Below are 12,848 nucleotides of genomic sequence, written 5' to 3'. Positions count from 1 at the left end.
AGTAGACCCCGCGAAAGTCGGTCTCGTATTCGCAGTAATTGGCCTCATTTCGCTTATCTGGGCCCTCTTCAATAAAAACTCCGATAGCTCACGAGCGCACCAGTCTATACGTAACGCCAATAGGTCAAAGGAGGATTAAGGAGGGTTATTCAATAGGGGTGTAACACCCCAACCGCCTAACCTCTTGTCCACGTATGATGGTGAAATACCAAAACCGACCCCGTACCCGGGGCACACCACGACACGTTTGCGTACCGGTGGCACGGATTGGACAGATTCTTAGACCCGCACGATACTCTGGCCGATAAGGGCTACCAAGGACTAGACCTGATCACCCCGGTGAAGACACTACCCGGCGGAGAACTCACCGACGACGAGAAACACCTGAACCGGCACATCAATCACCACCGGGTCGTCATCGAACGCGTGATCGCACACTTCAAGTGTTGGCGGGTACTCTCTAGTATCTTCCGCTGACCCCTCACCTCGTACCGGAGAGTGTTCTCGGTGGTGCGGGCACTGTTTTTCTGGATACAAAACCACCCAAATGAATAACCCTCACGAAATAGTTGCTTGGATTCCCCTTGATAAACACCACAGAGGATTCCGGGAGCGGTAAGTTGCAGCGGGAGCGGGGAACACGCTCCCGCTGCAACTTACCACTCCCGGATTTAGTATGCGTGTATTCACCGCATCAAAGGGCATACGCGGTAGAGTTGAACTAGTACGTACTTAGAGAGATTTGGAGACCGCATGAGTCAGCATACGCCCGGTGCTGAACCTCCACTGCCGAATGACGTGAGCCAGGGGTGGCTGCCCGAGGATAAGCGGCAGACCCCGCAGAGCCCGCTTCCCCAACCGAAATTTTGGGGATACCAATCGTTAATACCCCATAAGATGCTCAACGCCCTGCGCCACCCCGGCGAGATTCCCTGGCTGGTGGCGGCCTATGCGGTAACCCTTGCCGTGTACTTGGGGCTGCTCATCTTCTTTATTGAGACAATCGTAAGCCGTGACCGGTATAACGAACTGGAATGGACGTCATCGTCTCGATACTCGACGATGAGCTACGCGGAGCGCGTCTTTAACGACTATGCGGAACAAGCGATTACGCTACTGATTCTGGCACCCCTGGTTATCCTGATCGCCCGTGCCCTCTTCTACGCACAGCAGCGCGTGCGCGGCATTCGTATTTCGCCGACGCAGTTTCCTGAGGCTTACGCCATGGTTGCCGAGGCCGCCTATGCGGCGGGTTTGCGCCGTGTTCCCGATGCCTATGTGGTGAGCGGTAATGGTGTGCTGAACGCCTTTGCCTCCGGGCATGGTTTCCGCCGGTTTATTGCCATCAACTCTGACCTCTTCGAGGTCGGCGGTCAGAGCCGTGACCCTCAGGCGCTTCGCTTTATTATTGGGCATGAGGTCGGGCATATCGCTGCCGGTCACGTGGGGTACTTCCGCCTTCTCTTCACGCAAACCTTCATGCGGATTCCCGTGGTGGGGCAGGCCCTTTCACGCGCACAGGAATACACCGCCGATAACTTTGGGTACCGGTACTGCCCCGAAGGCGGACCCGGCGCGATCAAGGTGCTCACAGCCGGTAAATACCTGAATCAGCAGGTGAATTTCGACGAATTTGCCGACCGTGCCGTGAACGATCAGGGCTTCGCGATTTGGCTTATCAACCTTATCTCAACCCACCCGGTACTGACCTGGCGCGCCCATGCGCTGCGCAACCGACACGAGCCGGGGCGTCTGTTCTGGCGGCCGCGGTTTAACCCGCCGAGTGCGCCTCCTTCCCTGATACCTTCGCAAGAACCGCCAGCCCAGTGGCCTGACCCGATTCAGGCAACCGGGTTCATGGACGAGCAGAAGCCGGCGTGGGAGGACTACAACCTTAACACCGTTAAGACATATCCGGCCCCGCAGGATGCCCCCAAGATTCAGGGAACGCTCTTTGCCGGTTGGGAGGATGCGCAGGCTCGCGCGGCCCGTGCCGCCTACGCCGCCCGTTGGGAACAGTATGCCGCCAGCCAGGGTGTGCCAGGATATGCGCCAGGGTACGGTTATCCGATGCAGCCAGCGCCCGGTCAGCCGGGATACGGGCAGCCGATGCCGAACCAGCAGGCGCCATGGCAGTCCGGTTCGGGGCAATTTGATGCTGACCAGCCCGCACCTGATCAAGCGAATCAGGGGCAACCTCAACCCCCGCAGCCTGAGCAGCAGGGGCACACCGAGCCTCCCGAGGACGCCACGAAGCCTGGCGTGGCGCTGAATCAGCCGATAAAACCTGCTGATGACCAGCAGCCCGAGCAAAAACGGTCTGAACAGCAGGATCAGCAGGGTAATGACACCTCTGATTAGCCCCTGACCTTCACCAGCGAGAAGCGGATTTTTACCGAAAAGGTTGTATTTTCTCACCTTTTCGGCAAAAATCCGCTTCTCGCGTTTTAATTAAGAACGTGCTCTCCAAACTCACGAAAAAACGCCCCGACGCGCTGATTGTCATGCTCATCTGCGCGGTCATTCTTGCAATCCTCATCCCCGCGCGCGGTACCTTTGCCGATTGGTTCAGCACCGGTACCAAGTTCGCGGTTGCGCTTCTGTTCTACCTCTACGGTGCGCGCCTTTCCACATCCGAAGCGATCGCGGGACTTAGACACTGGCGGCTGCACGCCCTCATCCTGACCTGTACTTTCGTGATTTTTCCGCTCTTCGGGATGGCGCTTTTCCCCCTAAGGTTTGTGCTCGGCGACGGGCTGTACCTGGGGATTCTTTTCCTCACGCTCGTGCCCTCTACCGTGCAGGCGTCCATTGTGTTTACCTCTATTGCGGGCGGCAACGTGGCGGGCGCTATCGTGAGCGCATCGCTGTCAAGCATTGTGGGGGTGGTGGCTACCCCGCTGTTGGCGATGCTCCTGATGCACAGCGACCACATCGAAATTTCGGGTAGCGTCTTTCTCGACATTGCGATTCAGCTGTTTTTGCCGTTCGTGCTGGGGCAGCTCACGCGCCGTTGGGTGGGCGAGTTTGCGAAGAAACCCACCACGAAATGGCTCGATAAGTTCTCGGTCATGATGATTGTGTACTCGGCGTTTTCGGCCTCCGTAGTGCAGGGGATTTGGACTCGCGTTGCCTGGTGGCAGATCGTACTGCTGATCGTGGTGACAATTCTGATGGTGGCTCTGATGCTGTGGCTGACCGACTGGCTGGCGGCGCGGCTGAAGTTCAACAGGGCGGACCGCATCACAATTCAGTTCTGCGGGTCGAAAAAGTCGCTGGCGGCGGGTCTTCCCATGGCGATCATTATTTTCGGGTCGGGTTCGCTCGGGCTGCTGATGCTGCCGCTCATGGTATTCCACCAGGTGCAGCTCATGATGTGCACGTGGCTCTCCGCCCGCTACGCTGCGTTGGATGTGGTCGGTCGGGCGCGTGCGGAACGAATGTGATCCTTAGCCGCGGAGTTCCGGGAGCAGTTTTTTCATTCGGGAGCAGTTAAAGTGCTCCCGAATGAAAAAACTGCTCCCGCTTTGAGGGGTGACACTACTCATCCGACATATGGGCCGGTAATTCGAGAAGCTGTGCGCCCTGATTCGTGAGAGACCAATGCAGAACGCGACGTATCCTGCGTGAGTGCACCGCGTGTAGAAATGCCGATGATCCGCCATTTTGTGGGGCACAAGGTTGAGCTTGAGATGCTGGACGAGCCTCAGCCTGTGGAGGTTGACGGCGACCCGGCCCCGTCCGCGTCGCATATATGCGCGCATATTATTCCTGCCGCTATTCACGTTAATATTCACCCGGATGCGCACCGGCTGACATAACTTACTCACTCGTTGGGGGTAGGGTTTGCTATTCGATATGCGGGTTAGTTTGGTAATTTGCGGCAACAGCAGTACCGGCGGTTTAGATGATAGCTCCTAGAAATATATGGGCGAAGGTCAAAAAATCTCTGTATACGCCTGCCTTGCCATGAGAAAACCGATAATTGCAGCTATCCATAGTATGGCTCCATCGGCGTTACGGGTTGCTAAGCTAACAAAATGGTCAAGCTTAGGTGTGATCCATGATGAAGCAAGACGGCGTATTACCAAGAGAGTAACAGCAGGGATGAACATTATGAGGCAATAACCCATCAGCACTATGAGCTTAGTGATAATAGTGGAATCCCAGGTGTTAAGCATGCTGATGGCGGCAAGGTAAGGGAGCATAGTTGCAGCTTCGAGAACCCCAGCGAGAAGCGCGATAAAGATTGCTGCGCGCGGATTGGTGACTTTTTCGAGACGGGTGCGCCATTTTATTTCGCTGGCGCGGCTGTCAGGGCTGGGTGAGAGGACACCGTATGCGAAGAGGATAGCCCCCAGAATCAGCTGAATCCAGTAGCGTCCTTGGGGCGAAAAGATAGGATGGTTCCAAGTGATAGCTTCTATGCCAAGTAGAAGAAGGGCGCCGAGTGCCGTGTAGAACAGCCCTAACGTTAAGCAATAAAAGGCTAGTGCGCGTACCTGAAATCGTGGTTGCGCCAGAAAAATAAGCGGTACGACTAGTGTTCCTGTGCTAAGGGAATCGAGAAGAGCCAAGCCGAGAAGTGTCATGAAAAACAAGAGCAACCTCCTAGGAGCCGAGTGATGGTTTTAGTACGACTGTATTATTAAAATTAGCATACAGTTTAGACGGAAGACGTAAGATAGACATGTGCCGAAAAATGTTGATCATCAGCAACGTCGAGATGACATTGCGCAAGCTACCTTTGAACTCATTGCTCGTAATGGTCTGATGAACGCCAGTGTTCGAGCTGTCGCCGACTATTCTGGGTATTCAGCTGGATCAATCCGACACTATTTCCCTGTGCATGATGAGCTTCTGCGTTACGTCTCAAGCTACCTGACGCGACAAATCGGAAATCGTGTTTCAGCTATTGCACAAGATAAAAAACTTACGGTACGGCAGCGTGTGGAGCAAGCCTGCGAACAGCTTCTTCCGCTTGATGCTATGCGTAAACGGGAGATCGTTGCCTATGCGGAGTTAGGCCGTCTTGAACGTGCTCGACCAACAGGTCGCCTAGAGGAAGGTCAAGGAATCGCTAAGATCTGTGAGGCTTCGCTCGATGCTTTGGACGTGCATCGCGTCCTTGATAAAGTACGCCGTGCACAACTGGCACGTCGGTTACATTGGGTGCTTGACGGATTGGCTGCGCAAGAAATTATCTATCCTAGTTACATAAACCCTGCGGATATTCAGGAAGAATTGCGCCAAACTCTTGACGATATCGAGCGTGAGATTGCTGATTTAATACCACAAAAATAATTTGGAAGTCTAACAGGGGAGCACACGCAGAAGAGCGTCAATGTCACGTTCGCGTTGTAGGATGCGTTGCTGGGCATCAACGATGTCAGTGGTAGCAACGTAGAAGAGCTCTGATGATCGCCCACCATAAAGTCCGCAGTGTAAGTGGAGTAGCCTTCGAGGCGTCGGGCGAGTTCAGCGCTCGCGGCAGCTTGTCCGCGTTCACGAAAAATGCTCTTGAGAGTGCGATACTTTGCAGGTTGTGATGCGTAAGCCGAGGCCATCGAGTGTCCCTCAATGGAAAAAGTAGCGGATTTTTCCATTTACAGGCCTTTGCGCAGGGGCATATTGGAAGAAAGGGCCGTTTCTTCCAATATGCTGTGTAAAGAGTGCTCTCCGCTCCCGCTTCGGAAGGGCGGTGCGCGGCTCGTCAGATCCGAGTCATTTACCGGCGACACTTTCACCGTTGCCTGGCAGGGCGCACACGGTAAGCTGGTGTACATGAAGATTGCTACCTGGAACGTGAACTCCATTCGCGCCCGCGCCGACCGCATCGAGGACTGGCTCGATAAAACCGAGGTCGATGTGCTCGCCCTACAGGAAACCAAAACCAAGGACGAAACCTTCCCCTTCGAGCTCTTTGAATTCCTGGGGTACGAGGTGGCGCATTACGGGCTGAACCAGTGGAATGGGGTAGCAATCGCATCCCGCGTGGGGCTCGACAGCGTCGAACGCACCTTCCCGAACCAGCCCGCCTTCGGAAAACCTGGCGACCCCGCCGAAGTTGAGGCGCGAGCCATCGGTGCCACCTGCAACGGCGTGCGTATCTGGAGCCTATACGTGCCGAACGGGCGTGGACTCACCGACCCGCACATGGCGTACAAAATGGAGTGGATGCGCCAGCTGCGCACCAACGTCAACGGCTGGCTGCATGCCGACCCCGCCGCACAGTTTGCGCTCGTCGGTGACTGGAATGTGGCGCCCGAAGATACCGACGTGTGGGATATCGACTTTTTCCGGGAGAACGACCTCACCCATGTTTCCGCCCCCGAACGCGAGGCATTCTATGCCCTGCTCAATGATGAAGGACTCGTCGATGCGGTGCGCCCCTACACCCAGGGCGAGTACACCTACTGGGACTACCAGGCCGGGCGGTTCTCGAAGAATGAGGGGATGCGCATCGACTTTCAGTTGTGCTCCCCGGCGCTCGCCGCCCGCGTGGAAAACGCCTGGATCGATAGGGAAGAGCGCGAGGGGGACGGCGCGAGCGACCACACCCCCGTGGTAATTGAGCTGGCTGACTAGTAGCTCAGCGTGTGATGTGAGGAGATAGTATGAGCCGGAATCTTACCCCTGAACCGGTGGCGACGGGCAGCGCAGAAACCCGAATCGGTCAGCTTCGCTGGCGTGAATACGGTGGTCCCCGTGAAGCCGCAGGCGAGAGGACCCTGTTGTTTGTGCACGGGCTACTGACAAATTCGGATGTCTGGGGCGAAGTGATACAGAATCTCTCACAAGATTTTCGGTGTATAACCCTCGATATTCCCTTGGGGAGTCACACTATTCCCGCCCGAGAAGATGCAGCCCTCACTGTTGCCGAGCTGGCGCAGGCCGTGAACGAAGCGGCAGAACAGCTATGCCCGCACGGGTTTACCCTCATTGGCAGCGATACCGGCGGGGTGGTTTCTCAGCTGGCGGCGGTGCAGGAACCCGCAGGGCTCAAGCGCTTGGTGCTGCTCTCGTGCGATACCGAGAAGAACTTCTTGCCCCTGCCGTTACGTTACCTGCAGTATGTGGCGTACATTCCCGGAACCATGCAGGCGCTCCGAGCAGCCCTGCATCTGGGGTGGGTGCGCCGCCTGCCGATTGCCTTCGGGTGGCTAGTGAAACGCGAGCTTGACGCCGCCGAGTGGAATAGTATTATTGCGCCGCTGAAAGATGCCGGAGTCCGTCGCGATTTGGCGAAAGTGCTGAAGGGTATTTCTACGAAATATACGGTGCAGTCCGCGCGGGATTTGGAACGGTTTGAGCATCCAACCCTGTTTTTGTGGGCCGATACCACGAAGCTGTTCCCGATCGAGAATGCGCGCCGTTTAGCCACCCGCATGCCGGATGCGCACGTGGTTCCCGTGCCGGAAAGCTACGCATTCAGCCAGCTAGATCAGCCCGAATTTGTGGCGAACGCCCTGCGGAAAGAGCTGGCCGGGTAACCCGTCTCTCTCTCCCCCCCCCCGGGATTCTGCACCGAAACTTTTTGACGGGCGAACCGTATGCTCCTGTGAGGCCGTGACGAAGAGGCCGACATGCATCGACCGCTCCCTGCTATGGTGAAGGCAATGATATTTAGGGAGTGACAATGATAAGTCCTGAAACGTGGGGTGTGCTGGGCGATGTAGCCCGTAATACCTCAGGATTACTCGCGGTGTGTGCCGCATATTTTACGATTAGGGTTGCCTATAGAACCAACCAGGCACGTGCTCGGGAGGCGGTGCGCACCCATTTTCGCGACCGTATTCAATGGGCAGTTGAGCATGTGGATAGCGATAAGGAACTTGAACGCACACTGGCACAGCAAGTTATTTTGAAATACTACAGCGACTCGGAGCTTGAAATTGATGACCTCAAAATAGCCACTGCGGTTGCTGAAGAATTTTTGAGATTAGAGCAAGGAAATGAAGAGCCGTCCAGATTTGAAACCCCTGCGCACCTTGAAAACAGGGTAACTCATCTGGATAATGAGAATACACTGGACGTTCAAGAAGAAGGGGAGGAATAATGACGACCGTTTTTTATCGTGGTGAGCGTCGCGACGTTAAGTCGTTTACTCCCGAGGAGCGCCAGGATTACCTGGATAAGAAGCAGCACACGATTAATGAAGCCAAAGAAGCCATTGCAGGTATGAAGGCTCGTATTGCCGAGTTGGAGCGCATTCAGGCGATGAACCCAATACGCCGCTGGTTCTACCAGAAATTCCATATTTAGCGGAACCCTGAACACGTAGACCCGCACGATTGCCCGCTCAAGGGCGCATCGTGCGGGTATTTTTATGTGCGTAGGTTCAGGCAGCAAACTCGCATCTTGGTTCGCTAAATCGTAGCCTGAATCCCCATACTTCAGCTAAGGTTCGCCGGGGCGTGTGATTAAAAACGTATAGCCTCAGTTGAAAAGTTCGGCATGGCGAACTATTGTTAAATTATCCTGTTTCGCACCGGTTTATCGAGGATGATCGACACCTAGGTACGAAGCCTCAATGAGTCGGAGGCGATTCCTACAGGTCAGCAGGGTAATGCATCCGCAGCGTAAGAAAGCGAAATCATGACAACCGTATTCACTGCGCACCGTCACGGTGCGAACGCTAACACTGTAAGTACCGCACATCCGCGCCGTTTTTTCATGCTGGGGATAGCTCTGGCCAGTATCCTTGTGCTTCTGCTCAGCGCCTGCACTTCGGCGGGGAAGCAAGACGAAAAGAAGACTGTGCTCACCACCTTCACCGTGCTGGCGGACATTGCTAAAAACGTTGCGGGTGATCACCTGAATGTCGAATCGCTGACCAAGCCCGGCACCGAGATTCACGAGTATGAACCTACTCCCAGCGATATTAAGAAGGCGCATGATGCTGATTTGGTGCTCGACAACGGGCTGAACCTGGAAAGCTGGTTTACCAAGTTCGTGCAGGATTCTAACGCCCCGCACGCCACCGTGAGCGAGGGGGTGCAGCCGATCAATATTGCCGAGGATGCTTATGCCGGCAAACCCAACCCGCATTCGTGGATGAGCCCCAAGAACGTGCAGATTTACGTGGATAATATGGTGCGCGAATTCAGTAAGCTTGACCCCGCCCATGCCGATGATTACCGCACCAATGGGGAAAACTATAAGAAACAGCTGCAGCAGGTTCAGGATGAGCTGGTGCGCGATGTTAGCGTTCTGCCCGAGAATCAGCGGGCGCTCGTAACCTGCGAAGGTGCTTTCTCATACTTGGCGGCGGATGCCGGTCTCAAGGAAAAATACATTTGGGCGGTGAACTCTGAACAGCAGGCAACCCCCTCGCAGCTGAGCTCGACCATTGATTTTGTGCGCGAGAACCAGGTGCCCGCCGTATTCTGTGAGTCTACCGTTTCGGATGACCCCATGCGCCAGGTCGTGGATGCGACCGGTGCCAAATTCGGCGGCGTGCTTTATGTCGATTCCCTCTCTGAGGCGAATGGTCCGGTCCCTACCTATCTTGATATGATTCGTCACGATGCGCGCACCATTGTCGCGGGGCTGACGGGCAAGCAATCTTAGCCGGTCGGCGGCGGGGGAGTAGGCTGCCGCATACTGCGCCCCCCCCGCCGGTTCGTGGTGAGGGGCGCATCCCACCGTCACGGATGACGAGCGGGGCTCAAAAGAAGTACGGGAACGAAATTTTGTCGGATACAAAACCTATGGAAACACTGTTGAGAGTCGAAAATTTGGGCGTCCATTATGGAACCGTGCGCGCCCTGTACGAGACTACTTTCGAGCTTGGTACCGGGAGTATATGCGGGCTGATCGGCATGAACGGTTCGGGAAAATCGACCCTCTTCAAAGCCATTATGGGTGTTATTCCCGCGCATACCGGAACCGTGGAGATCGCGGGCAAAGAACCATACCTTGCGCGTAAAAACGGCATTGTCAGCTATGTGCCGCAGAGCGAAGAAATAGACTGGAGCTTTCCCGTCTCGGTGCGTGAGGTTGTGGCGATGGGGCGGTACCGCGGGCTGGGCATCACCCGTCGGCTGCGTGCCACCGATAAGCAGGCGGTCGAGCACGCCCTAGAGCGCGTGGAGCTGACCGAGCTTGCGCATCGTCAAATCGGGGCGCTCTCGGGCGGACAGCGCAAGCGGGCATTCGTGGCGCGGGCGATAGCGCAGGGCGCGCGGCTTCTATTACTTGATGAGCCCTTCGCCGGAGTGGATAAAAGGTCAGAATCCATGCTCATTCAGGTGTTGAAGCAGATGCGCAGCGAGGGTGCAACCGTGCTGGTTTCAACCCATGACTTGGCGTCTCTACGAGCCTTTGCCGACGATGCTCTGCTGCTGCGTCAAACGATTTTGATGCACGACACCCCGCAGGCGGTGTTAGCCCCCGAAAATTTGGTGCAGGCGTTTGGTATGCAGGTTCAGGCGGGCGCCGATAGCGGCGCATCCAACGAGCAGACCCGGCGTGAGAAGGGAGAATAGCATGAGCATTCTGGATTACCTGGTGGAACCGTTCACCCTTCCCTTCATGACGCGCGCCATGGTCGTTACCGTGATTGCCGCCGTGGTCTGTGCGCTGCTTTCCTGCTGGCTCGTGATGCTCGGCTGGTCGCTCATGGGCGATGCGATCTCGCACGCGGTACTGCCCGGCGTGGTGCTCGCCTATATTGCGGGCATCCCCTTTGCCGTGGGGGCGGTGATTGCCGCTCTCGTTGCCGTCACCCTGATCGGCGCGGTCCAGCGCAGCGGGCGCGTGCGTGAGGACGCCGCTATCGGTATTGTCTTCACAACTCTTTTTGCGCTCGGCCTTGTACTGGTTTCAGTGACACCCTCAAGCACCGACCTGAACCATATTCTTTTCGGGAACGTGCTGGGCGTATCCTGGCCGGATGTCTGGCAGGTAGCTATTCTCGCCGTCATCGTGGCGGGTGTCCTGCTTATTAAGCGCCGCGATTTTATTCTGTACGCCTTCGACCGCGGGTTCGCGCACGCTATCGGGCTGCGCCCCAGGGTTCTTGGCGCGCTGCTTCTGGTGATGCTGGCGCTCACGAGCGTGGTGGCGCTGCAGATCGTGGGAGTTGTGCTCGTAGTCGCCATGCTTGTGATTCCCGGATCAACCGCGCGTCTGCTCACCGACCGTTTCACGCCAATGCTCGCGGTCTCGGTCGGGGTGTCGGTGCTGGGTACGCTTGTGGGGCTTTATAGCAGCTACCATCTGGATATTTCCCCCGGCGGTGCCGTGGTCGTTACCCAGGGCATCATTTTCTTGACCGTGTATATATTTGCCCCGCGCTACGGGATTCTGGGGCGGATGCGCGCGGCACGCCGCCCGGCAGAGCAGGCAGAAGCCTAGGCTTGCGAGATTCGCGCGGGAACATGAGGTAACCCGGCGGTCAAGGCTCTTACCGGGCGCAAGCCGCCGCCCACTGACCCTTATAAGGCATCCGACCCCCAAGCCCCAAGGCAAAATTACCGAGGCAAAGCTATGATGAGCGAGAGACGAAAAGCCCAGCCGCTGCGGCGGTTCCTAAGGGTATAGCACCCGACCCCGGGTTTTGAGCGGCAGGCGCATCGGAACTATCGGCGTGCGCGAGAACCCGCACATTAACCGCCTCCGAAAAGGGGGCGCCCTCTTCAAGAAGTAAACGCGCGCCGGGAACAAAACCGTGATCCTGCAGATAGCGCAGCAGCTTCGGGTCAGAATCGGTGATCCGCTCCAAAATCACGCGCTCGCCGGGCTCGCACTGGGTAAGCGGAACGGTGTGTGGGAATGAGATACGCCCGGACGCATCCGGAATAGGGTCGCCGTGCGGATCACGCGTAGGATGGTCCAGAATCGCGTCGATACGCTCAATCATGAAATCAGATACCGCATGTTCGAGAACCTCGGCTTCGTCATGCACACGGTCCCAGGTGTAACCCAAAGTTTCCACCAGGAAAGTTTCGATCAGGCGGTGGCGGCGAATCATGGCGACCGCATAGGTGCGCCCCAGCGGGGTGAGTTCGATGGCGCCGTAGCGCTGATGGTCGATCAGATCGGCCGTCGCAAGTCGTTTAAGCCCGTCTGAGACCGAGGAAACCCGCAGCCCCATGCGTTCGGCTAGGGCGGATGCGGTCGCGGGAGCTTCCGTCCACTCTTCAAGTGACCAGATGGCTTTGAGGTAGTTCTGGGTGCTCACAGATAGTTCTGACAAGGGCATAAGGATAAGTTTACCGAAGTTCGGGTTCGGGTGTGCCTTTTCTTACTGCGAGCAGATAGTATTTCGACGAAAAGATAACGAATTGCTATCTGCCCGCGCGCGGGTAGTCTCGGTTAGGATGGGGTCATGAGCGTTCTTCTGTACGACCCCGACTGCGGTTTCTGCACCGCGAGCGCGAATCTGCTGCGTCGCCTCGAACCGAGGGCGCGTATTTTGCCTGGAACGCCCGAAAATCTTGTGCAGTACCGCGTGGATGCGCGCCGTTTCGCCCACGCTTTGCCGTTCATTAACGATGCCGGGCAGATCATCTACGGTTCGGATGCGATCGCCCTGACCCTGCGCACGTGCTCGGATGCGACGCTGCGCGGCAAGTGCCTGCGTGCCGCCGGGGTTCTCCTGCTGAACCCGCCGATGCGCCCCGTCGCGCACCGAGCGTACCGTTTGGTGGCGGGGCACCGGGCACAGATTTCTCGCCTTACTTCTCGCTTGGGGTGCACCTCTTCGTGCGCGGTAAAACCGGCCTAAAACGCGAATATTTCGCGGAGTATCCCCGTAATAAGCATTTGAGAAGTACTTTTATATGGCGGGAGGCGATGGCGCATCCAACCGGTTGAGCAGGTCGAGTACCGCCGGGCGTGCC

Annotated in this window: 14 protein-coding genes and 1 pseudogene; 13 read left to right on the top strand and 2 right to left on the bottom strand. The window is 56.7% G+C overall.

From position 1 onward, the window contains the following. Nucleotides 1–231 precede the first annotated feature (231 nt). The 4 genes and pseudogenes from HMPREF2981_RS10660 to HMPREF2981_RS10655 all read left to right on the top strand — a co-directional run. Nucleotides 232–477: pseudogene (locus tag HMPREF2981_RS10660) on the top strand (transposase family protein); the annotation flags it as partial. A 276-nt stretch (nucleotides 478–753) separates the two neighbouring features. Beyond that, nucleotides 754–2,361, top strand: coding sequence for a M48 family metallopeptidase (locus HMPREF2981_RS06800; protein ID WP_070661881.1), 1,608 nt, complete (start codon nucleotides 754–756; stop codon nucleotides 2,359–2,361). A gap of 98 nt (nucleotides 2,362–2,459) precedes the next feature. Continuing rightward, the gene (locus HMPREF2981_RS06795; protein ID WP_070661878.1) at nucleotides 2,460–3,446 is read left to right on the top strand and encodes a bile acid:sodium symporter family protein; all 987 of its coding nucleotides are present in this window, start codon (nucleotides 2,460–2,462) and stop codon (nucleotides 3,444–3,446) included. A 180-nt stretch (nucleotides 3,447–3,626) separates the two neighbouring features. Further along, on the top strand, nucleotides 3,627–3,821 hold the full coding sequence (locus HMPREF2981_RS10655; RefSeq protein ID WP_246825365.1) for a hypothetical protein: 195 nt from the start codon (nucleotides 3,627–3,629) through the stop codon (nucleotides 3,819–3,821). Nucleotides 3,822–3,938: 117 nt separating this feature from the next. Here the strand turns inward: HMPREF2981_RS10655 and HMPREF2981_RS06790 are convergent, their stop codons facing one another. Further along, on the bottom strand, nucleotides 3,939–4,592 hold the full coding sequence (locus HMPREF2981_RS06790) for a GAP family protein (protein WP_141756675.1): 654 nt from the start codon (nucleotides 4,590–4,592) through the stop codon (nucleotides 3,939–3,941). Between the two features lie 100 nt (nucleotides 4,593–4,692). Here HMPREF2981_RS06790 and HMPREF2981_RS06785 point away from each other — a divergent pair, with 100 nt between their 5' ends. The 8 genes from HMPREF2981_RS06785 to HMPREF2981_RS06750 all read left to right on the top strand — a co-directional run bounded on the left by HMPREF2981_RS06785 (nucleotide 4,693) and on the right by HMPREF2981_RS06750 (nucleotide 11,361). Continuing rightward, nucleotides 4,693–5,304 carry a TetR/AcrR family transcriptional regulator gene (locus HMPREF2981_RS06785; protein WP_070661872.1) on the top strand — a complete coding sequence of 204 codons (612 nt, stop codon included), beginning with the start codon at nucleotides 4,693–4,695 and terminating at the stop codon, nucleotides 5,302–5,304. A 480-nt stretch (nucleotides 5,305–5,784) separates the two neighbouring features. Beyond that, entirely contained in the window at nucleotides 5,785–6,588 is an 804-nt protein-coding gene (locus tag HMPREF2981_RS06780; protein WP_070661883.1) for an exodeoxyribonuclease III, read from the top strand. A 29-nt stretch (nucleotides 6,589–6,617) separates the two neighbouring features. After that, complete coding sequence (locus HMPREF2981_RS06775) at nucleotides 6,618–7,493, top strand: alpha/beta fold hydrolase (protein WP_070661868.1); 876 nt, start codon at nucleotides 6,618–6,620, stop codon at nucleotides 7,491–7,493. A 146-nt stretch (nucleotides 7,494–7,639) separates the two neighbouring features. Next, on the top strand, nucleotides 7,640–8,059 hold the full coding sequence (locus HMPREF2981_RS06770; RefSeq protein WP_048780214.1) for a hypothetical protein: 420 nt from the start codon (nucleotides 7,640–7,642) through the stop codon (nucleotides 8,057–8,059). Further along, nucleotides 8,059–8,265: a hypothetical protein gene (locus HMPREF2981_RS06765; RefSeq protein ID WP_048753279.1), complete on the top strand. Its 207-nt coding sequence runs from the start codon at nucleotides 8,059–8,061 to the stop codon at nucleotides 8,263–8,265. The genes HMPREF2981_RS06770 and HMPREF2981_RS06765 overlap by 1 nt, the downstream gene beginning before the upstream one ends. A 411-nt stretch (nucleotides 8,266–8,676) precedes the next feature. Next, complete coding sequence (locus tag HMPREF2981_RS06760) at nucleotides 8,677–9,573, top strand: metal ABC transporter substrate-binding protein (RefSeq protein WP_141756676.1); 897 nt, start codon at nucleotides 8,677–8,679, stop codon at nucleotides 9,571–9,573. Between the two features lie 140 nt (nucleotides 9,574–9,713). Beyond that, on the top strand, nucleotides 9,714–10,490 hold the full coding sequence (locus HMPREF2981_RS06755) for a metal ABC transporter ATP-binding protein (RefSeq protein WP_070661865.1): 777 nt from the start codon (nucleotides 9,714–9,716) through the stop codon (nucleotides 10,488–10,490). 1 nt (nucleotide 10,491) lies between these two features. Then, on the top strand, nucleotides 10,492–11,361 hold the full coding sequence (locus HMPREF2981_RS06750) for a metal ABC transporter permease (RefSeq protein ID WP_070661861.1): 870 nt from the start codon (nucleotides 10,492–10,494) through the stop codon (nucleotides 11,359–11,361). Nucleotides 11,362–11,491: 130 nt separating this feature from the next. Here HMPREF2981_RS06750 and HMPREF2981_RS06745 read toward each other — a convergent pair whose 3' ends face one another. Beyond that, nucleotides 11,492–12,208, bottom strand: coding sequence for a metal-dependent transcriptional regulator (locus HMPREF2981_RS06745; RefSeq protein ID WP_070661858.1), 717 nt, complete (start codon nucleotides 12,206–12,208; stop codon nucleotides 11,492–11,494). Between the two features lie 126 nt (nucleotides 12,209–12,334). On the opposite strand from HMPREF2981_RS06745, the gene HMPREF2981_RS06740 reads away from it, so the two are divergent. Further along, nucleotides 12,335–12,733 (top strand): thiol-disulfide oxidoreductase DCC family protein, encoded by a 399-nt coding sequence (locus HMPREF2981_RS06740; RefSeq protein WP_070450620.1) that lies wholly within the window; start codon nucleotides 12,335–12,337, stop codon nucleotides 12,731–12,733. The last annotated feature ends 115 nt before the right edge of the window (nucleotides 12,734–12,848 follow it).

Source organism: Rothia sp. HMSC069C01 (assembly GCF_001814655.1).
Lineage (GTDB): Bacteria > Actinomycetota > Actinomycetes > Actinomycetales > Micrococcaceae > Rothia > Rothia dentocariosa.
Note: the sequence above shows the minus strand (reverse complement) of the source record. Positions and strands in the feature narration are given on the sequence as shown.